20 protein-coding genes are annotated in these 19,514 nt (G+C 58.0%); 12 read left to right on the forward strand and 8 right to left on the reverse strand.

What is annotated here, in order from left to right; genetic code table 11:
* The 6 genes from SLH47_RS06160 to SLH47_RS06185 form a co-directional block, all read left to right on the forward strand.
* On the forward strand, positions 1–209 hold a 209-nt coding region (locus SLH47_RS06160; RefSeq protein WP_320238570.1), incomplete at its 5' end, for a hypothetical protein.
* Between the two features lie 450 nt (positions 210–659).
* Positions 660–1,544, forward strand: coding sequence for a zinc metalloprotease HtpX (gene htpX, locus SLH47_RS06165; RefSeq protein ID WP_320238571.1), 885 nt, complete (start codon positions 660–662; stop codon positions 1,542–1,544).
* 69 nt (positions 1,545–1,613) lie between these two features.
* Positions 1,614–3,461, forward strand: a complete 1,848-nt coding sequence (htpG, locus tag SLH47_RS06170; protein WP_320238573.1) for a molecular chaperone HtpG — start codon at positions 1,614–1,616, stop codon at positions 3,459–3,461.
* 14 nt (positions 3,462–3,475) lie between these two features.
* Positions 3,476–3,955, forward strand: a complete 480-nt coding sequence (locus tag SLH47_RS06175) for a serine protease (RefSeq protein ID WP_320238574.1) — start codon at positions 3,476–3,478, stop codon at positions 3,953–3,955.
* A 110-nt stretch (positions 3,956–4,065) separates the two neighbouring features.
* Positions 4,066–5,037, forward strand: a complete 972-nt coding sequence (locus SLH47_RS06180) for an ABC transporter substrate-binding protein (protein WP_320238575.1) — start codon at positions 4,066–4,068, stop codon at positions 5,035–5,037.
* A gap of 1 nt (position 5,038) precedes the next feature.
* Positions 5,039–5,704, forward strand: a complete 666-nt coding sequence (locus tag SLH47_RS06185; RefSeq protein ID WP_320238576.1) for an ABC transporter ATP-binding protein — start codon at positions 5,039–5,041, stop codon at positions 5,702–5,704.
* Here SLH47_RS06185 and SLH47_RS06190 read toward each other — a convergent pair.
* Genes SLH47_RS06190 through SLH47_RS06215 form a run of 6 tightly spaced genes read right to left on the reverse strand, consistent with a single transcriptional unit; the run spans position 5,701 to position 10,373 of the window.
* Positions 5,701–6,237: a sel1 repeat family protein gene (locus SLH47_RS06190; RefSeq protein WP_320238577.1), complete on the reverse strand. Its 537-nt coding sequence runs from the start codon at positions 6,235–6,237 to the stop codon at positions 5,701–5,703. The two genes, SLH47_RS06185 and SLH47_RS06190, sit on opposite strands and share 4 nt — an antisense overlap.
* Before the next feature lie 58 nt (positions 6,238–6,295).
* Positions 6,296–7,087 carry an ABC transporter permease gene (locus SLH47_RS06195; RefSeq protein WP_320238578.1) on the reverse strand — a complete coding sequence of 264 codons (792 nt, stop codon included), beginning with the start codon at positions 7,085–7,087 and terminating at the stop codon, positions 6,296–6,298.
* Positions 7,084–7,800 (reverse strand): ABC transporter ATP-binding protein, encoded by a 717-nt coding sequence (locus tag SLH47_RS06200; protein ID WP_320238579.1) that lies wholly within the window; start codon positions 7,798–7,800, stop codon positions 7,084–7,086. The genes SLH47_RS06195 and SLH47_RS06200 overlap by 4 nt, the downstream gene beginning before the upstream one ends.
* Positions 7,797–8,237, reverse strand: a complete 441-nt coding sequence (locus tag SLH47_RS06205) for a hypothetical protein (protein ID WP_320238580.1) — start codon at positions 8,235–8,237, stop codon at positions 7,797–7,799. Before SLH47_RS06205 ends, SLH47_RS06200 begins: the two co-directional genes overlap by 4 nt.
* Before the next feature lie 10 nt (positions 8,238–8,247).
* Positions 8,248–9,210, reverse strand: coding sequence for a YVTN family beta-propeller repeat protein (locus tag SLH47_RS06210; protein WP_320238581.1), 963 nt, complete (start codon positions 9,208–9,210; stop codon positions 8,248–8,250).
* Positions 9,207–10,373 (reverse strand): ABC transporter substrate-binding protein, encoded by a 1,167-nt coding sequence (locus tag SLH47_RS06215; RefSeq protein WP_413785627.1) that lies wholly within the window; start codon positions 10,371–10,373, stop codon positions 9,207–9,209. The genes SLH47_RS06210 and SLH47_RS06215 overlap by 4 nt, the downstream gene beginning before the upstream one ends.
* A gap of 151 nt (positions 10,374–10,524) precedes the next feature.
* On the opposite strand from SLH47_RS06215, the gene pedF reads away from it, so the two are divergent.
* The 6 genes from pedF (at position 10,525) to SLH47_RS06245 (ending at position 16,481) form a co-directional block, all read left to right on the forward strand.
* Positions 10,525–11,223 (forward strand): cytochrome c-550 PedF, encoded by a 699-nt coding sequence (gene pedF / locus SLH47_RS06220; RefSeq protein ID WP_320238585.1) that lies wholly within the window; start codon positions 10,525–10,527, stop codon positions 11,221–11,223.
* Positions 11,224–11,235: 12 nt separating this feature from the next.
* Entirely contained in the window at positions 11,236–12,126 is an 891-nt protein-coding gene (locus tag SLH47_RS06225) for a substrate-binding periplasmic protein (protein WP_320239081.1), read from the forward strand.
* Positions 12,127–12,205: 79 nt separating this feature from the next.
* Positions 12,206–12,718, forward strand: a complete 513-nt coding sequence (locus SLH47_RS06230; protein ID WP_320238587.1) for a carbon monoxide dehydrogenase subunit G — start codon at positions 12,206–12,208, stop codon at positions 12,716–12,718.
* A gap of 33 nt (positions 12,719–12,751) precedes the next feature.
* On the forward strand, positions 12,752–13,237 hold the full coding sequence (locus SLH47_RS06235; RefSeq protein ID WP_320238588.1) for a (2Fe-2S)-binding protein: 486 nt from the start codon (positions 12,752–12,754) through the stop codon (positions 13,235–13,237).
* 70 nt (positions 13,238–13,307) lie between these two features.
* Positions 13,308–15,677: a xanthine dehydrogenase family protein molybdopterin-binding subunit gene (locus tag SLH47_RS06240; RefSeq protein WP_320238589.1), complete on the forward strand. Its 2,370-nt coding sequence runs from the start codon at positions 13,308–13,310 to the stop codon at positions 15,675–15,677.
* A 15-nt stretch (positions 15,678–15,692) separates the two neighbouring features.
* On the forward strand, positions 15,693–16,481 hold the full coding sequence (locus tag SLH47_RS06245; protein WP_320238591.1) for a xanthine dehydrogenase family protein subunit M: 789 nt from the start codon (positions 15,693–15,695) through the stop codon (positions 16,479–16,481).
* Positions 16,482–16,537: 56 nt separating this feature from the next.
* On the opposite strand, the gene SLH47_RS06250 is transcribed toward SLH47_RS06245, so the two are convergent.
* Both SLH47_RS06250 and SLH47_RS06255 read right to left on the reverse strand, forming a co-directional pair.
* Positions 16,538–17,473: an FAD:protein FMN transferase gene (locus tag SLH47_RS06250; RefSeq protein WP_320238592.1), complete on the reverse strand. Its 936-nt coding sequence runs from the start codon at positions 17,471–17,473 to the stop codon at positions 16,538–16,540.
* Positions 17,413–19,500: a 4Fe-4S binding protein gene (locus tag SLH47_RS06255; protein WP_320238593.1), complete on the reverse strand. Its 2,088-nt coding sequence runs from the start codon at positions 19,498–19,500 to the stop codon at positions 17,413–17,415. Before SLH47_RS06255 ends, SLH47_RS06250 begins: the two co-directional genes overlap by 61 nt.
* Positions 19,501–19,514: the final 14 nt, after the last annotated feature.

Raw genomic sequence — 19,514 nt, forward strand, 5'->3', positions numbered from 1 at the left:
GTTGCACTCAGGGTGACATTCCTGCTTTGCAAACCCAGGTGACATTTCTGAATGGCGTTTACAACGCAATGCTACTTTCAGTTGTGTCGGTTTACTTAAATGATGGGACTGAATTATTGGGACTCGCTGCTTGCGCTACAGTATGCCGACTGCTCTGCTTGTTGCTGCAAAAAGGTTCCATTTTGCGGCAGTCAGTTGCCCTTCCCTAACCCGTTGAAATTGCATGCCATGCTGTGATGCAAAAACACTGTGCAAAACAACAAGCAACACTCAAGGAGGCTTCATCCACCTTTCGGTCATTGAACTTCTAAACGTCGATGCCTGAGTTGCGGACAAACTGGCCGTTTGCTCATGCGGCTATTGCTAACGCAGCATCCTTTCGCGAGTGCGGCACGCTCGCGGCTGCTGCGCAGGGCATGTCGCCAGACCGGCCATTGCCATGCGCAGATATCGCCTGAACCGCTTCTGTAAATTCGCCGCATCCTGATCCTACAACTCAGACGCGGCCCCAACGATCGTTCGACTTCTAAATATCAAGGTCCGCTTTGCACCATGCCCGGCACTAGGAGCTGCTTGCAGCTATTTTGTTCTAGCTGACCATTGTTATGTTTTGTGACGCTTCCTAAATGCGCGGACACGGCTCCTGGATTACAGACCCAATGATGCGCACATTTATGCTAATGGCTGCCATGACTGCCTTTGTGGGCGTCGCTGGTCTTATGCTCGCAGGCGAAGCCGGTCTTTTCGTTGCGCTGGCGATCGCATTCGCATTCGGCATGAACTTCTTTGCCTACTGGAATTCCGACAAGGCCGTTCTGCGGATGCATGGTGCACGGCCTGTGGATCAAAGAACGGCACCAGAACTGTGGGAGATGACGGCAAGCATGGCGCGGCTGGCGGGGATGCCGATGCCTGCGCTCTACATCATTGAAACCGAACAGCCCAACGCCTTCGCTACGGGCCGCAACCCTGAGAACGCTGCCGTCGCCGTCACCCGCGGTCTTCTGCGCAATATGACCCGCGAGGAAGTGGCTGGCGTGGTCGCGCATGAGCTTGCGCATATCAAGAACCGTGACACGCTCACCATGACGATCACGGCCACCTTGGCGGGAGCCGTGTCGATGCTTGCCAACTTTGCCATTTTCTTTGGGGGCGGACGTCATCGTCCTCTTGGTATGATTGGTTCAATTGCGATGATGATCTTGGCGCCGATGGCGGCGGCCATAGTGCAAATGGCCATAAGCCGGGTGCGCGAATATGAAGCAGATGCCGAGGGGGCTGCGATCTGCGGAAATCCGGATTGGCTGGCATCAGCGCTGAACAGATTAGCAGTGCTCTCGGGCAGGATCGACAACATTGCCGCTGAACGAAACCCAGGCACAGCGCATATGTTTATCGTCAATCCATTGCACATGCAGGCTGTCGATAGCCTGTTCGCGACCCATCCACCCATTGAGAAACGGATCGCAGAGCTACGCAAAATGAGTGGTGCATCCGGCGGGCTTCGGCCCGCAAGGCAGTCCAGCTCTGGCCCCTGGGGGTAAGCGGGAAACATTGAAAGCGACGCATACGGATCCTAAATCAACGCCGCGTAACAAATTGGAGGTGCATAGATGACCGAAGTCCTTGAGAAAGAAACCTTTTCCTTCCAAACTGAAGTCGGCCAGCTACTGGAGATTGTCGCGAGCTCGCTCTACTCGAACCGCGAAGTGTTTCTACGTGAGCTGATCTCAAACGCGTCAGACGCGTGCGACAAGCTCCGCTATGCTGCATTGACCGACGCGAGCCTCGCACCTCCAGAGGGGTTCGCGATCACCCTTGGTGTTGACAAAAAGACACTGTCGATTTCGGACAATGGCATCGGGATGAACCATGCCGATTTGCTCGACACCCTTGGCACCATCGCAAAATCCGGGACAGGCGCGTTTATCGAGGCGCTGAAGGCCGAGGAGAAAGACACACCCGGCTTGATCGGCCAATTCGGCGTTGGGTTCTACTCGGCCTTCATGGTCGCCTCGACGGTCGACGTGTTGACTCGCAAAGCCGGAGAAGACGACGCTTGGCTTTGGTCCTCGGATGGCAAAGGCGGGTTCACGATCGAACCGGCCACGCGCGACACGGCAGGCACAACCGTGACGCTGCATCTCAAGAAAGACGCCAAGGAATTCGCGGAACAGGCGCGGATCCGTCACATCATCAAGACCTATTCGGAACATATCAGCTTCCCCGTGAAGCTGGGCGATGACACGTTGAACGCGGCCGAAGCCCTCTGGACCCGACCGGCAAAGGAGATTTCCGAAGAGCAGTACGGCGAGTTCTACAAGCATACGTCGTATGCCTTCGACACGCCGTGGCACGTCATGCACAACAAGGTCGAAGGCTCGCTGAATCACACGAGCCTCTTGTTTGTGCCCTCGGTTCAGCCCTTTGATCTCTTTGATGCCGAACGGAAGAGCCATGTGAAGCTCTACGTGAACCGGGTCTTCATCTCCGAGACAACCAAAGATCTGATCCCGGCCTATCTGCGGTTCCTGCGCGGGGTGGTCGACAGTCAGGATCTGTCGCTGAACGTTTCGCGCGAGATGCTTCAAACCGACCCGAAGCTTGCGAAGATCAAAACCCAGGTGACCAAGAAGGTGCTAAGCGAGCTCAAGAAAAAGGCCACTAAAGCGCCGGAGGACTATGCGAAATTCTGGGGGAATTTCGGCGCGGTGCTAAAAGAAGGGCTCGTCGAAGATCCATCTTTGCGTGACCGGATCCTTGAGGTCTGTCGGTTCGCCTCCACCGGAGAGGACGGGCTAACAAGCCTCGCGGCCTATGTGGAGCGCATGAAAGAAGGCCAGGAGGCGATCTTCTACATTGCGGGCGACGACGCGGCCAAACTGGCGCAATCGCCGCATCTGGAAGGCTTCAAGGCTAAGAGCGTCGAAGTGCTCCTGCTGTCGGATCACGTGGACGAATTCTGGCTCCAGCACATCACGGAGTTTGAGGGCAAGCCGCTCAAATCCATCACCCGAGGTGCCGCGGATCTGGATGCGATTGAGGCTGAGGAAAAGCCCGACGAAGACAAAGCCGAGGAAGCAGATCTGTCCAAGCTGATTGCTGCAATCAAGGCGGAGCTAGGCGAGCTAGTCAAAGACGTGCGGCCCTCCAGACGCCTGACGGACAGCCCGGTTTGTCTGATTGCCGATGAGGGCGATATGGACGTGAACCTTGAGCGGTTGCTCAAGCGGCATGGCCAACTGCAAACAGGTATGCCGCGTGTGCTGGAACTGAACCCGAGCCACGCGATCATCACAAAACTGGCAGAACGCGCGGAGGGCGACGCCGACGATCTGTTGAAGGACGCGGCCCATTTGCTGCTCGATCAGGCGCGCATAGTCGAAGGAGAAACACCCACCGACGCATCTGCCTTTGCCCGCAGGCTGGGCAGCGTCATGTCCCGCGCTTTTGAGGTGTGACGGGGTATCGGTCGATGCTGCGATTGCTGTTGAAAATGGTGCTGGTTCTGTCTTTGGCGGTTCCAGCGCTGTCGCAGGAGCTGACAGCGCCTGAGGAGCGCCTGATCTCCCTTTTTGAAACGTCGCGGTCCTCTGTCGTGTCCATCACAACCGGACAAAGGCGCGTCGATCCTTGGCTGCGACGGGCGGAAATCGTGCCAAGCGGCTCGGGGTCCGGGTTCTTCTGGGGAGATGAGGGCCATATTGTCACGAATGCCCATGTGATCCAGCGCGCTGTCCGCGCGGACATTCATATGGCTGATGGACGGGTCTTGCCTGCGCGTCTGGTGGGCGCGGCGCCGCAATACAATCTTGCCGTGCTCCAGGTGGATCTGGATGGCATTGCCGGGATCGCCGACGCTAAACCTCAAGGCCTGTATCGGGCTCAGATCTTGTACAAAACAGCGTCCAATGATCTAAAAATGCCAAGTTGTTGTTTGCGCCACTGTCGGTAATCTCACCAATAGGAAGATCCGACAAACTGGCTCAACTACTGCACCCTGCCTTTGGTCGTATTCCTGTTCAGGCCCGTGCTGGTAACATTGCGCCAGCTAGGGAGGCCTCAATGACATTCATCAAATCCATCAGCGCCGCTGTGATCGCGGTTTGTGTTGCAACTGTTGGTCTGGCCGAGACGCCGACACTGCGCATTGCAGTCTTGAAGTTCGGAACCGTGAACTGGGAACTCAACACCATCCAACATCATGAACTGGATGCCGCGAATGGCTTCGATCTGGAAGTCCAGGGTGTGGCGGGTGGATCGGCTGCAAAGGTCGCCTTTCAAGGTGGTGAAGCGGATGTCATCGTCTCGGATTGGCTATGGGTCGCGAGGCAGCGCGCGGCGGGCCGGGACTATGTCTTCATTCCCTACTCCAAGGCTGTGGGAGGCATTATGGTGCCCGCCGACAGCCCGGCGCAGAATATGGCAGATCTTGCCGGTATGCAGATCGGTATCGCCGGCGGCCCCTTGGACAAGAGCTGGCTGATCCTCCGGGCCTACGCCGAAAAGAACCACAACATGGACCTGGCTTCAGAAACTGAACAGGTTTTTGGGGCACCGCCATTGATCTTTGGTTCTGCCATGTCCGGAGAAGTGGGTGCCGCGATCAATTTCTGGCATTTCGGGGCCAAGATGAATGCAGGTGGGATGCGCACGCTGATTGACGTGTCGGAGGCTGCATCTGATTTGGGACTTGATCCCGAAACGCCACTTTTAGGCTATGTCGTGAGGGGCGAGTTGATGCGAGACAATCCTGAACTGGTCAATGGATTTGCCGCAGCTTCCCGCGCAGCCAAGGATTTGCTGGCCAACGATGATGCCGAATGGGATCGCTTGCGCCCCAACATGAATGCGGACAACGATGCGCAGTTTGCAGCTCTCGTCGCGGGCTTCCGCGCGGGCATTCCGGCTGAAGGACCGATTGATGAAGCAGCAGCGGGCCGTATGTTGGAACTGATGTATAGTCTTGGCGGCGCAGAACTGCTCGGCGAAGCGACCGCGTTGCCAGAGGGTACGTTCCTGCAAAACGGAAGCTAGTGTGGCGCTGATCGAAACGGATCAGATGACGCACCGGGAAACTCGCGAACAAGCCCCTGTTCTTGATCTGCAGCTTGTTTCATTGGCGTACGAAGACGAGGTTGTTCTGCGTGATATCAGCCTGACAGTCCCGCGTGGCCAAACGCTTGCCCTCGTCGGGCCGTCCGGTATCGGTAAGTCTTCTTTACTGCGCGTTTTTGCTGGGTTGGAACAATCCTTTAATGGGCAATGCTGGATCGATGGCAAAGTCGCGATGGTCTTTCAGGAACCAACCTTGCTGCCCTGGCGTAGCGTACGTGACAACGTCATGATCCCGACTGGCGTTTCTGGCGCCGCCGCGGACGCGCTACTGGCGGATGTAGGCTTGGCTGATCGCGCCGACACGTTTCCCAACAGGCTGTCACTGGGCCAGCAGCGGCGGCTGGCATTGGCGAGAGCATTTGCCGTCCATCCGGATCTTCTGTTGCTTGATGAACCCTTCGTGTCGCTTGACCCTGCCCTTACAAATGACATGATGACGCTGTTTAGGCGACTGCGTGACACCTACCCCGTCACAACCATTCTGGTGACGCATGTCGAAGAAGAGGCGCGCAAGTTGGCGGATCGTATCGTCGCGCTCTCGGGTGCACCGGCACGCATTACCAGCGACGTCATGAACAATGGCTAGAAGACCGGAGCGTATTTCCAGTTGTCCGCGTCGGGGGTGACTTCATCCAGATCGTAATCTGCGGCCTCCAGCCTGCGGGCAATGGGGAGCCCCTCTTGCGCTGCTTCGGCCACAAGCTGGCGACCGCGGGCTTCATTCTTTTCGACGCCATGACCGCGCAGCAGATCAAGGCCGTAGTTGAACTTGCCGACCGGATCACCCAAAGCCGCTGCACGGCGATCCCATTCTGCGGCCGCATCAGGGTCATACTCTGCGCCTAGCCCATTATTGTCGAGCTGGCTCATCCAGGTCATCGCCCCGGTATAGCCGTCCTCGGCACAGTTCAAAAACAGGGTTCTGGCGGCATCGTGATCGCCGGATTTTGTCAGCGCATACCCCATCGAACACAGCACCATGCCGGTTTCGCCATCTTCGGCGCGTTCGACAAAGCGTTGCCACGTCATCTCATCGGGGTTTGTTGTCCCATATTGGGACGGATCGTCGGCAAATGCGGGCGTGGCCAAAAGGGCGATTAGTGGTGCAGTGTATCTCATGAAGCATGCTTAGCACAGCGTCAGGGCAAAATCAGCAGATCAATGGTCATAGAAAAGGTCAGCCTTTGCGACGTATCCCCGTGCCTTCCGGGCTGTATCCCCAAAGTGCAGCCGTAGTGAACACACAGGCGGCCAGAACAGTCCAGCCGAGTGCCGGTCCGTTAAACTGGAGATAGAGCGCGAAACGGATCAACTCCACAGCATGCGTAAACGGATTGAGAGCGCAGATATCGTGGAGCAGCTCTGACGATTCAGCCATTTTCCAGAGTGGGTAAAGCGCGGATGACAAGAAGAACATGGGGAAGATCACGAAGTTCATCACACCGGCAAAGTTCTCCAACTGTTTGATGAAGCTGGATAACAAAAGCCCAAGTGCCCCCAGCATGAGCCCCGCAACCACCAAAGCGGGCAATGCCGCGATGTAGCCGAGGGCGGGCATGTTGATGCCAAAGATGGCAGCGATTGCGAGGAATGCGTATACCTGCAAGATCGAGATGGCCGTGGCCCCCAGCAGTTTGCACATCAAGAGCCACCAGCGGGGCAAGGGACTGGTTAAGAGGAGCTTCATGGACCCCATTTCGCGGTCGTAAATCAGGCTGAGTGACGATTGCATGCCGTTGAACAGCAGGATCATCCCGCAAAGGCCGGGAACGATGTAGGTCTCGTAGGTGATGTAGGTCTGGTATGGTGGGATGATGGAGAGGCCCAGTGCGGCGCGGAACCCGGCGGCGAAGACCAAAAGCCAGACAAGCGGGCGGACGAGTGCCGCCACAAACCGTTCCCGTTGATGGATGAAGCGCAACGCCTCGCGCGTGACAATTGCGATCAAGGCGGGGAGGTAGCCGTTCATGCGGGCTCGGATGTCATGGCGAGGAATGCCTCTTGCAAAGAGGTGTCGCCGCTCACATTGCGGGCCAGCCCGTCTGCCAGTACCTTCGCCTGATGCAGGATCACGAGCCGGTCATCGGGCCGAACCTCATCCGCCAGATGCGTGGCCCATAGGATCGTGGTGCCGTCATCGGCCAGGCCATGCACATGATCTGTGATGGCCGCGCGGGAGGCGGCATCGAGGCCCACAGTTGGTTCGTCGAGCAATAGCACCGCCGGATCGTGCAGAAGGGCGCGCGCAATCTCGGTCCGGCGGCGGTGACCGCCGTTGAGCGTGCGAGCCTTTTCGTGCATCCGGTCCGCGATATCCAACCGCTCCAGCACCTGATCGATCCGCTGCGCGCGGTTGCGTCCCGAAAGCCCGTGCAGGGCGGCAAAGTAGCTTAGATTCTGGCGCACGGTCAGATCAAGGTCGAGAGTGGGTTGTTGAAAGACGATCCCTAACTTGGCGAGCGCGGCACTAGGTGCCTTGGCCAGATCATGGCCCGCAATCTCAATCCGCCCGCGTGGGGCGACGAATAGACGTGTCAGCAGGTCAAAGAGCGTTGATTTACCGGCACCATTTGGGCCGAGCAGAGCACAAAAGGCCCCTGCCCTGACATCAAAGCTCACCCCATCCAATGCCGTTTTCGCGCCGTAGCTGTAACTCAGATCTGCGACGCGAATGCCGGTCATTCGATTGTAATCTCAAGCCGTTGAGTCTCACCTGTCGTGCCGGGGATTTTGATGTAGTAGCTGCCAGGTTTGATCGCGATAAAGCCGATCTCCATCTCGCCCGCTTCGTCAAATTCGACGCTGTCGAGGCCAAGAGGGCGGATTTCCAGACCTTCGACCACGATCTCATCAATCCAGATCGCGCGGAAGAATTCGGAGCCGACAAGGGCCAGTTCCTGGCTGCCATCACCCTGAATTTCGAATTCGTAGTAGGTGCCGGATTTCAGCTCCCAAGGCGCGCTCGAAAGCGGTTCCCCCGCCGAAAGGATAATCGGAGGCAGATCTTCCTTGTTTCCGCCCGAAAGAAGGCCCGCCGCGCCGAAGCCGGTATCGTCATCATCCGCCAGAAGTGGTGTCGCCGCGAGGGCGAGCATTGTGGCAATTGCAGTCAGTTTCATGTCTTTTTCCTTACTCTGTCGGACGATAGGCGGCCCCCCAGGGGAAGCGGCCAACTTTGATTGTTTTGATGGGCGTGCGGGAGGCGACATCGATGACGGTCACATCGCCAGAGACGCCATTGGTGGTGAAAAGCTGCGTTTTGTCGCCGTTGAAATCCATGTGCCAGACGCGACGCCCTACGAGGATGTAATCTTCAACCTCAAAGGTTTCGGTATTGACGGCGGCGATGTGGTTGGAGGGACCAAGTGCGACAAAGGCGGTCTTTTCGTCCGCCGTAAGCTCAAAGCCCACGGGCTGCACCCGGTCGGGATGCACACCTTGGACCTCAAAATCGATCTTCGCGATCTCGGATTGATCTTCGACATTGAAGACGGTGATGGTCCCGCCGATCTCGGAACTCACCCAAAGCTGGGTGCCGTCCGCCACGAATTCGGCATGGCGCGGGCGGCTGTCGACGAGTGTATTAGCGAACAGCTCTTGCGTTTCGGTGTCGATCCAATGGGCCATATTGGTCGTCTCGGATGTCGTGATGGCGATCGTGCCATCGGGGGACACGGCCATGCCCTCGGGCTCAATACCCACATCGATCTGCGCGATCACGCGGCGTGTTTCGGTATCGACCACGGTGGTGATCGCATCATCCTCATTGGCGATGTAAAGATGCCGGTCATTGGGGTGCAAGACGAATTGCTCGGGGTCCTCGCCCGATGGAAGATCGTGCAGAATCTCGCCTGTATTCGGGTCCATCACCTGCACTGCGTTGCTGTCGGACGCGCAGATGTAAAGCACGCTGTAATCCTTGGAAAACGTGATCCCGCGGGGGCGTTCGCCGGTCGGATAGGTCTGGATCACCTCCAGTGTTTCGGTCGAGATGACCGACACCGTGTCGTCCTTTTCATTGGTCACCCAGATCTCGCCCGCCAATGTGGGAGATGCCAAAAGCGTGGTTGCCAGCAGAGCGGTGCGGATCATTGAAAAGCCTCACAATTGCTTTCGGGCCGGTCTAGCCCAAGGGTATCAAGTTCGGTTACTTGGTGTAGAAACCCCTCAAGCGGGGCTTGCGCGACCAACGCGCGGGGATGGGCGATGGCGATGGGCTGGCGGAGCTGCCCGTTCCAGTCGCGATAAGTCAGCGGACGGCCTTTGAACCCAGCGAGTTCAAAATCATCCGACAGGATATAATCGCGCAAGGTCGCGAGATCGGCGGCATTGGTGCGCGTAACGGCTTCACCCAAGGATCGGACTGCCGCCCAGGCCGCATAATCCTGGCTGGTCATGTCGCGGCCATGCGCCTCTTCAAACCGGTTTTGCAGCTGGGCGGCACCCCATTGTTCGATGACGGATGACCATGTGACGGCTGTCAGCCCTTCGGACCCCGCAACGGGGCGGGCCTGCCACGTATTGTAAAGGATATAGCGCCCGAAATCCTGTAGCTCATCGGCGACGACCAACACATCGTAGTCACCAAAGTCTTGCGTAAAGAGTGGCACTTCTTGTGCCGCCGCCCTGCGCATATCGGCATCGAAGGCCCAGGTTTTCTCGGCCTCCAGTTCCAGCCCGAACTTGGTCAGGCTGGCCCGCAGCGCATCTGCATAGGCCAGATCCTTGTGGTGCGTGCCCGCGATCATCACCAGATCATCCCAGCGCTTTTTGACGAACATTTGCGCCAATGCATCGGTGCGCATCGCGTCAGAGGGCAACGTGTGCAGCACGTTCGCGCGGCAAGCCTCATTGCGCAGTGCAACATCGCCAGCAGCCGCATTAAAAAGCAGCGCATCTTGCGCTTCTGGCAGATCGGCAATCGCCAGAAGCGTGTCCGCAGGCGCATCCAGAACGACAAACGATGTTTCTGACAACAGATCAGCTGCGGCGGCAAGCGGGTCATCCCCCTCCTCCAGAATCACCTCGCTGATCGCGTAAGTATGACCCAGAAAACGGCCGGTCGTTGTATTGTCCTCAAGCCCCGTCAACGCACCGGCAAGCCCGATATCTTCGGGCTCTGGATCAAGGTTAGACAGCGTGGGCGGTCGCTGCTCAAACACCGACAAGTAGCCGATATTCAACGCAACTTCGGCCCGCGCGGTCGTCCCGAAGCACGCCACAAACGCGGTCGTTATTAGAAAATTCCTCCCCATAGATAAGAGGTTAACAAGGGCTTAACCGGGAGTTGAATACGACCTTGGTCTTGGTTTGCGGGCATACACAACCAAGGTCCAATATCACCGCCCGCCGACGCCTGTGTAAGATATTGCAAACAAGGAATTGACCCGTTTGGAGAATGGACCGATGACCACACCAACCCTGCGACATGGCCTGACGATTGCCGCCCTTCTGGCGACGGCAACCTTTGTGAATGCCCATGGTGATGTGGCCCCGCAAGCCGTGGATACGACCGGTTTACCTGAAACGGGTGATGAGTGGTTGTTCGAAAACCCCTACCGCGCAGAGTCTGCGGGGGAAGAGGTGTGGCTGCGCGCGCTTGAAATTGGCGCGTCTGGTTACAACCAGAATTGCGCAAGATGTCATGGGCTCGAAGTCGTCTCAGGCGGGCTCGCCCCTGATCTACGGTTGCTGCAAGCTGCCGACTATGACGATGAATGGTATCTGGAGCGGTATCGGAATGGCTTCACCCAGAACGGTATCACCAAGATGCCCGCCTTCGGTGACCTGCTTGGCCAGGACGCGGCCTGGGCCATTCGCACCTATATCGAAACCCGCCCCGACGACGAGGTCATGAGCCAGTTCACCGGCGAGCTTGCCAGTTTGCGTGACCAGCTTGAGATGTATGCCAAAGACGCGTCCGGTGCGGACGCCGATGCTCTGAAAGCGCGGCTAAACGAGATTGCGGCAGAGATCCCCACGATCTCGGGTGCCCCCGTTGCCGATAGCGTCGCCTTCCGGGCGGCCAATCTGATTGACGGAACACCGGCTGCCTATGCCGCTGCGGCCGAAACGCTGACGATTGGCCTTTCCGCAGCACAATAGGGGGCAGAATTGATCTTACGGTCGTTGTGTTTGACGCTGGCGATTTTTCATGCCGGACAGGCTTTGGCCGATGATCCTTGCGCCGATTACGCCCCACAACAGCGACCGCAGAACGTGGGCCGCGATATTGTTGGGCAGGAGTTGGACAAGATCCAGGATCAGGGCCACATGCTCTTTGCCGTTTACGAAGACTTCCCTCCCTATTCTTGGGAGGAAGGCGACCAGCCGCGCGGTGTCGATATCGAGATTGCCCGGATCATTGCCGAGGATCTGGGCGTCGACGCACGGTTCAATTTCGTTGACGCAGGCGAAAACCTCGAAGCCGACCTGCGCAACAACATCTGGAAAGGGCCGCTGATCAGCGGGCGCGTCGCAAATGTGATGATGCGCGTGCCTTATGATTCCAGTTTCAAGTGCCGCGTCGAACAGGTGGTCTTCACCGGTCAATATGCCGCCGAGTCCATCGCCATCGCGTATGACAAGGCCAGCTATCCCGAGGAAAAGCCCGTTCCCGCCTATTTCCGCTTTGACACTGTCGCAGTGGAAAACGATTCCATCGCCGATTTCTATCTGTCGTCATTCGCGGGTGGGCAGATGGCGGGCAACATCCAGCACTATACGACAATGGCGGATGCCATGGCGGCGCTGAACAGCGGCGAGGTGATGGCCGCCATGGGCCCGCTGAGCCAGATTGAACACGGCCTTTCGGACAGCAGCGATGTGCATCAGCCACCGCTCGCGGGCTTTGCGGTCAGCAAATGGACCCTGGGCGTGGCCGTGAACTTTCGCTACCGCCCCCTGTCCTACGCCGTCGACGACGCGATCAATTATGCGCTTCAGGACGGACGCATTGCCGCGATCTACGCCGATTATGGGCTGAGTTTTCAAGAGCCTGAAAGATAGCAAAAACTAAGCCCTTGGTCGCATATCGCGATCCATCGCAGACACCTAGTCTGCTTAAGGAAATGAAACGGACAAAGCCATGAACCTGACTGGAAGCCGCACCATCAACGCCGATATCGCCACCGTCTGGGAAGGTCTCTTGGACCCTGAAGTGCTCAAGGATTGTGTGCCTGGATGTACCGAAATGACGGGGTCATCCAAGGACGGGTTTGAAGCGGTTGTGACGCAAAAGGTTGGACCTGTGAAGGCGACCTTCAAAGGTGCCGTGCAGCTGAGCGATCAGGTCGAACATCAAAGCCTGACCATCACCGGCGAGGGCAAAGGTGGCCCGGCAGGTTTTGCCAAAGGCGGGGCCGATGTGCGGCTGACAGCGCAAGGCGACATGACAGTGCTTGAATATGATGTGGAGGCAAAGGTGGGCGGCAAGCTGGCTCAGCTTGGCTCGCGCATCATCGACGGTTTTGCCAAGAAGATGGCCGACCAGTTCTTTGCCAATTTTCAGGAGGCTGTTGAGCCACCCGGTGAGGATGATGAAGCAGGCACTGAAGAGACCAGGAAAAAAGGGTGGTTCAGCAAGCTGAGACGCGCCTGAACCACCAATCAGTTTATCCAAAGGGAGGAAGGGATGACGAAAGTGACAATGACCGTAAACGGCAAAGCTGTTTCCGGTGAGGTTGAGGGGCGCACATTATTGTCGACCTTCCTGCGGGAAGACCTGCGTCTGACCGGCACACATATCGGCTGCGACACCTCGCAATGCGGCGCCTGCGTCGTGCATGTGAATGGTGAGGCGGTTAAGGCCTGTGCGATGTTCGCGATTGAGGCAGACGGGGCCGAGGTTGGCACGATTGAGGGGCAAGCGAATGCCGATGGTTCGCTCAACGTCATTCAGCAGGCGTTTCAGGACCATCATGGCCTTCAATGCGGATTCTGCACCCCCGGCATGGTGATGTCGGCGGCCGCCCTGCTGAAGGACAATCCCAAGCCGAGTGAGGGCGAAATTCGCGAATACCTCGAAGGCAATATCTGCCGCTGCACGGGCTACCACAACATCGTGAAGGCTATCATGGCGGCATCCGGTCAGGATGTTTCCGCCATTGCCGCCGAGTAACCAAATTTTTCAAAAAATTTGGGGCCAATTTTTCGATGAAAAATTGCCGTCCCAAGAGGGAGAAGCATAAATGCCCAAAGACACCGGAATTGGCGCGGCCACCACGCGCCGCGAAGATGTCCGCTTTCTGACCGGTCGCGGTCAGTATACGGACGACATTCAGACGCAGGGCGAATGCGCTGCGGTCTTCGCCAGATCAACCATTGCCAATGGTCGGATCAAATCCATTGATACGTCCGCCGCCGCCGCAATGCCGGGCGTGCTCGCCATTTTCACCGGTGAAGACTTCGCCGAAGTGGGCGGTAACCCTGCCGGCTGGCTCATCAACAGCCGTGACGGCACGCCAATGCATGAGCCCAAGCGCCCAGTGCTGGCGCACGGCAAAGTCCGCCATGTAGGCGACGCCTATGCCGCAGTCATCGCTGAAACCGTTGCACAAGCGCGTGACGCGGTTGAGGCCATTGAGGCTGATTTCGAAGAACTGCCCGCTATCGTGGATATGAAAGACGCGCTGGCTGCCGATCATTATGTCCACGACGAAATCGGCACGAACCAGTGTTTCGACTGGGGTTGGATCGAGGACAACCGCGCCGCAACCGATGAGGCGATCAAGAATGCCCATCACGTGACCACGCTGGAACTGGTGAACAACCGTCTGGTCCCCAATGCAATGGAGCCGCGCTGCTCGATCGGTCATTACAACCCCGGCACGGATGAATACACGCTGCACACAACCAGCCAGAACCCGCATCTCACGCGGCTTTTGATCAGTGCCTTTGTGATGGGGATCCCGGAGAACAAACTGACCGTGATTGCGCCTGATGTGGGTGGTGGGTTTGGCTCCAAGATCTACCATTATGGCGAAGAGGCACTGGTTCTGGCCGCCGCCAAGAAGCTCGGCCGCACGATCAAATGGACCGCCGACCGGACCGAGGCCTTCCTGACCGACGCCCATGGCCGCGACCACGTGACCAAGATCGAGCTCGCACTGGATGCTGAGGGCAATTTCCTCGCCTTCCGCACGGAAACCATGGCCAATGTGGGCGCGTATCTATCGAACTTCTCGACCGCGACGCCCACCTTCCTGCATGGCACGCTCATGGCTGGCAACTACACCGTGCCACTGGTCTATGTGAACGTGAAGGCGGTCTTCACCAACACCGCCCCCGTTGACGCCTATCGCGGAGCCGGGCGGCCAGAGGCCACATTCTCGCTCGAACGCGTCATCGACAAGGCCGCGCGTGAATTGGGGATGGACCCGATCGAATTGCGCCGGAAGAACTTTGTGAAGCCGGACCAGTATCCATTCGCCTCCGCCGCCGGGCTGGAATATGACAGCGGCAATTACGATGCGCTGATGGACCAGATGGAGAAGGTGGCCGACAAGGCGGGCTTTGAAGCGCGGCGCAAGGAATCCGAGGCGAAGGGCCTGCTGCGTGGCTTTGGTGTAAACGCCTATATCGAAGCTTGCGGCATCGCGCCCTCGAACCTTGTGGGTGTGCTCGGCTCCCGCGTGGGCCTTTACGATGCAGCGACGGTACGCGTGAACGCCACCGGCAACCTCAGCGTTATGGTCGGCGCGCATAGCCATGGGCAGGGCCACGAGACGGTCTTCCCACAGGTCGTGGCAGAGATGCTGGGGATTGATGCCGAAAGCGTCGATATCGTGCATGGCGACACGTCCAAGATCCCCTTCGGAATGGGTACCTACGGCTCCCGCTCGCTGGCGGTCTGCGGCTCTGCCGTGGTGCGGGCGACTGAGAAGATCATCAACAAGGCCAAGAAGATCGCGGCGCATATGTTGGAAGCATCCGACGAGGATATCACCCTCAAGGATGGTGTCTTCAGCGTCGCCGGTACGGACAAGTCGGTCAGCTTCGGCGAAGTAGCATTGAAGGCCTACATCCCCCACGAATTCCCGCTGGAAGACATAGAGCCGGGGCTGGAGGAGACGGCATTCTATGATCCGGCGAACTTCACCTATCCGTCGGGCGCTTATTGCTGCGAGGTTGAGGTGGACCCCGAAACCGGCAAGGTGCGGGTGGACCGGATGACGGCCGTCGATGATTTCGGCAATGTGATCAACCCGATGGTCGTGACTGGTCAGGTCCATGGCGGGCTTGGTCAGGGCATCGGTCAGGCACTGGTGGAAAACACCACTTACGACGAAAACGGCCAGCTCTTGTCAGCCAGCTACATGGATTACACCATGCCGCGCGCCGACGATCTGCCCTTCTATATCGTTGACCACAGCAAGGGTAACCCTTGCACCCACAATCCCTTGGGCGTGAAAGGCTGTGGTGAAGCGGGGGCCATCGGCTCGCCGCCAACGGTCGTGAACGCAGTCATCGATGCCCTGCAATCGGGCGGCAAGAACGTCACCCATATAGATATGCCCATGACCCCGCACCGTGTGTGGTCGGCCATGAAGAACGCTTAAGAAAGGAGAGCGGATATGTATGCATTTGACATTGAACGCCCGGCCTCTGTGGCCGATGCCGTCGCCGCTTTGGGAGCCGAGGACGCGCAGGCATTGGGAGGTGGGCAAACGCTGATCCCCACGCTGAAACAACGGTTAGCGGCACCATCCAAGCTGGTTTCGCTCGGCGCGGTGAGCGAGATGCAAGGCGTCGCCTCTGAAGCGGACAACATTCGCATCGGCGGGGCCACGACACATGCGACCGTCGCAGCCCAGGTCGGTGGCACCTACCCGGCCTTGGCCGACCTCGCCGCCAATATCGGCGATCCTGCCGTACGCAACCGCGGCACCATCGGCGGCTCGCTTGCCAATAACGACCCGGCGGCTTGCTATCCCGCAGCGGCACTCGGCTCGGGAGCGACAATCATCACCAACACGCGTCAGATTGCGGCGGATGACTTTTTCCAAGGTATGTTCACAACCGCCCTGGACGAAGGCGAGATCATCACCGCCGTCTCATTCCCCGTACCTGAAAAGGCGAATTATCAAAAATTCGTCCAGCCTGCTTCGCGCTTTGCGCTGGTTGGCGTCTTTGTTGCGAAGTACAGCGATAGCGTTCGGGTCGCGGTCACGGGTGCTTCGAATGACGGCGTGCACCGCTGGACGGCCGCGGAGGAAGCGCTTTCGACCGAATTCACAGCGAATGCGATTGCGGGGCTGAGCGTGCCAGACGATAACCTGATCAGCGATCTGCATGGCAATGCCGAATATCGGGCGCATCTGGTCAAGGTAATGACAGGTCGTGCAGTAACGGCAGCATCATAACAAGACGGGGCGTCGCAATCTGCGGCGCCCCTTGATTGACCACCAGAACCTAGCAATTAGAGGCTGGTCAGATTTCCCTCAGAATCCACTAGTGTAATCCGCTTCACACGTGGTGTTGCGCGTACGCGTTCGATCATTTGACGCGGCGCGAGACACAAGGCCGTTGAAAGGCAATCAGCAAGGGTGGCGGTCTCGGCCTCGACCGATACGGTCGACCAGCGCGGATATGCTTCAGAATGCAAAATATGTGCCTGATCACCGAGCGCCATTGCAGACGGGCTGGACGTCGCAATCGCACCACGGCTCAGTGTACGCATGCCCAACTGGCCATGTTGCGGATCGCTGATCCCCAGCCGCCACGTCCCGCCGATGGTGCGATATTCGCCGATATTGACCAGCACGTCGGTGAGACCCGAGGCCGACAGATGCTCTGTCACCAAATCCGTCGCAAAACCTTGGGCGATGCCGTTGAAGGTCAGCGCCTGGCCCGCACCAAGCCGCACGCGGCTTGCATCCCATTGCACCCGATCCCAACCGATCGCGGAACGCGCAAGCTCGACATCCCTGCCCTCAGCCATTGCGCGCCAGAGCGGCTGGACGGTTGGGTCGAACAACCCATCTGTTATTGTGTGGGCGGTATCAGCAGCAGCCATTAGCGCTGTGAACTGCTCTGGGGGATTGTCCAGAACTCCCTCGTTATTCAGTCGAACCACTGCCGAAGAGGGGTCGTAGAGGCTGAACAATTGCTCAACCTCCGTCAGCAGTGCGCGCATCTGTGCAAGGATCGCCACCGACGCGCCGCGCGCGCCTCTGATCTTCAGGCTCACATCTGCCCCTAGGGCGCGGCCATGCCAAGAATGCACCCCGGCCCAGGCTGGCGTAGCCGCCATCGCTGCACTGATCGAAAGGAAACGCCGACGGTTCATGCGCATCACGCTGCCGCCCTCTGCAACCTGCGTCCGTTCTTGCTGGCAAGGATCAATGGCACGCATTGCTCGGCGCTATCGTGGATCGTCACGCATTCAAGACACTGGAAACATTCGGTATACTGGATTTCGCCCGTTTTCTTGATCGCGCCATAGCTGCATTTGACATTGCAAAGCTGGCAAGGCGATCCGCATTCCGCGCGCCGTGCGATCCAGTCGCGCCCTCGGAGAAGCCCCCCAATCGCCATCACAGCGCCTAAAGGGCAGACATAGCGACAGAACCCTTTGAAGAGGACCATCGACAACAGGAGCAGGCCCATGGCATAGGCCACATAATACCATTCACGAATAAAGAAGGTGGTAATGGCCGTCTTGAACGGTTCCACCTCGATAGCTTTGTCGAGGCGTGCTGGCGCGGTGAAAACCAACGCGACGAGAGCTGCAAGCACAACAAATTTCAGCAATTTCAAGCGATTGTCCCATGCCGCAGACGGTTCAATCTGAGGTAAACGCAGGAAACGGCCAACATGATGTGCGAATTCCTGTAGGGCACCAAACGGACACAGCCAGCCGCAAAAGAGGCCCCTGCCCCACAGGACGAAACCGATGATGGAGACGACCCAAAGGAGGAGCGAGAATGGATCGTATAGAAGAAACGCAAAACTCCCCCCTTCAAACGCGGTGCGGATCACTGCCAATGGCGTCGCAATCGACAACTGCCCCTGCCCCCACCAACCAATAAAGCCGGTCACAAAGGCGAGGATCATAAGCCGGATCGGTGTGAAGTGTTTATGTCCGGCAAGCCGGTTCAATCGTAAACCGAGCAGCGCCACCAGACCAATCAGAAAGGCACCCAGGATCGCCAGATCTGTCCAGCGGTTCACTAGCGCATCCAGCCATGCGGGCCTTGGTGCGACCAATTCTGGGCGCATGAAAAAGCGCGGATCCGTCGCAAGCGTGGTGCCAATCGTCACCGACCCGATCTGCGGTTGAAACATCCCATGCTCGCGGAGCGCGGCGACATTCAATGACCACTCCGCGGTTGGATCAAAGCCCAAGCGGCGATCGGTCCGCAGGATCATCGCCGTGCCGTCATGAAGCGCATCCGGCAAGTCAGGATGCAGCTGGATAAAGATATCCGCATCCCGCAGGGCAATCGGAAATCCACCTTGCTCGGCACTGATAAGATCGGGCGACGTGTTGCGGACAAAGTCATCTGTTACGAGCCCATGCCGCGCAGTTTCAATGACCAGCACAGGTTCGTCCGTCGTCGCAATCGCCATGAAATCCTGCAGTTCCGCGAATGTCGATGGGGACAAGACCGCCTGCGCAATCGCAGGTGGGCCGATATCAACAACCCAGAGGTCAAGATATGTCCCATCGGGATCGGCTTGCGCTTCCGGGTCGTCAAATTCCCATAGCGTTCCGGCAAACTCTGCATCGATCTCGGCATTCGTGACGGTGTGGTGCGCAACCAACCCCTGTTCGACCAGATCAGCCCAGGACAAATCTTCGCGATAATCCATGTCGGGATAGGCCGGCGGGCCTGTGGCAACACCGCTCATCTTCTCACGGGCGACTTTCAGGGTTGCGGCCAGAATGCTTTCATGAGCGATGCGAACCGAGGCCGTGGCCTTGGTTACACCATCCAGATACACCAGCGATGATCCATCGCTCCCGCTGCCATAGGGCGTGCCAACCACCAGATTGTCGGAAATCGAGTGTCCGCGATACTGCTCAAAGAACTTGTGAAATGGTGCCTCGCCCAGGCCTGAGACAAATATCGGCTCATTATGGGAAATCAGCTTCACATCCAGAAAGCGACCATCAAGATCGAGCACAACAAGCATGTTGATCGCAGCGCCAGAAAATCCCGGTAACGGGGCCATTGGCTCGGTTTCGAAGACAAAGCCAGCCTCTGCGCCGCCTGAATTCAAAAGCTGCCACACACCTTCATCGTTGAGCTGTTCACCCAACGACATGGGCGGCACGATGAAGGGTGCCAATGCGTCACGATCCAACGGCGCGGCAAGGCTTGCCGCAGCGTGGACGAGCAGCAGAACAAAACCCAAGCAAACTTTGAGTACGCGCATGGCGTAACTCTATG

This window comes from Cognatiyoonia sp. IB215182 (assembly GCF_033963905.1).
Taxonomy (GTDB): domain Bacteria; phylum Pseudomonadota; class Alphaproteobacteria; order Rhodobacterales; family Rhodobacteraceae; genus Yoonia.

Bases quoted from the DNA above. Each gene is read 5' to 3' on its own strand.
- pedF (WP_320238585.1), top strand. From the start codon at position 10,525: ATGACCACACCAACCCTGCGACATGGCCTGACGATTGCCGCCCTTCTG.
- SLH47_RS06190 (WP_320238577.1), bottom strand. From the start codon at position 6,237: ATGAGATACACTGCACCACTAATCGCCCTTTTGGCCACGCCCGCATTT.
- SLH47_RS06180 (WP_320238575.1), top strand. From the start codon at position 4,066: ATGACATTCATCAAATCCATCAGCGCCGCTGTGATCGCGGTTTGTGTT.
- SLH47_RS06195 (WP_320238578.1), bottom strand. From the start codon at position 7,087: ATGAACGGCTACCTCCCCGCCTTGATCGCAATTGTCACGCGCGAGGCG.
- SLH47_RS06210 (WP_320238581.1), bottom strand. From the start codon at position 9,210: ATGATCCGCACCGCTCTGCTGGCAACCACGCTTTTGGCATCTCCCACA.
- SLH47_RS06175 (WP_320238574.1), top strand. From the start codon at position 3,476: ATGCTGCGATTGCTGTTGAAAATGGTGCTGGTTCTGTCTTTGGCGGTT.
- SLH47_RS06250 (WP_320238592.1), bottom strand. From the start codon at position 17,473: ATGCGTGCCATTGATCCTTGCCAGCAAGAACGGACGCAGGTTGCAGAG.
- SLH47_RS06245 (WP_320238591.1), top strand. From the start codon at position 15,693: ATGTATGCATTTGACATTGAACGCCCGGCCTCTGTGGCCGATGCCGTC.
- htpX (WP_320238571.1), top strand. From the start codon at position 660: ATGATGCGCACATTTATGCTAATGGCTGCCATGACTGCCTTTGTGGGC.
- htpG (WP_320238573.1), top strand. From the start codon at position 1,614: ATGACCGAAGTCCTTGAGAAAGAAACCTTTTCCTTCCAAACTGAAGTC.
- SLH47_RS06200 (WP_320238579.1), bottom strand. From the start codon at position 7,800: ATGACCGGCATTCGCGTCGCAGATCTGAGTTACAGCTACGGCGCGAAA.
- SLH47_RS06255 (WP_320238593.1), bottom strand. From the start codon at position 19,500: ATGCGCGTACTCAAAGTTTGCTTGGGTTTTGTTCTGCTGCTCGTCCAC.
- SLH47_RS06235 (WP_320238588.1), top strand. From the start codon at position 12,752: ATGACGAAAGTGACAATGACCGTAAACGGCAAAGCTGTTTCCGGTGAG.
- SLH47_RS06215 (WP_413785627.1), bottom strand. From the start codon at position 10,373: ATGGGGAGGAATTTTCTAATAACGACCGCGTTTGTGGCGTGCTTCGGG.
- SLH47_RS06205 (WP_320238580.1), bottom strand. From the start codon at position 8,237: ATGAAACTGACTGCAATTGCCACAATGCTCGCCCTCGCGGCGACACCA.
- SLH47_RS06230 (WP_320238587.1), top strand. From the start codon at position 12,206: ATGAACCTGACTGGAAGCCGCACCATCAACGCCGATATCGCCACCGTC.
- SLH47_RS06240 (WP_320238589.1), top strand. From the start codon at position 13,308: ATGCCCAAAGACACCGGAATTGGCGCGGCCACCACGCGCCGCGAAGAT.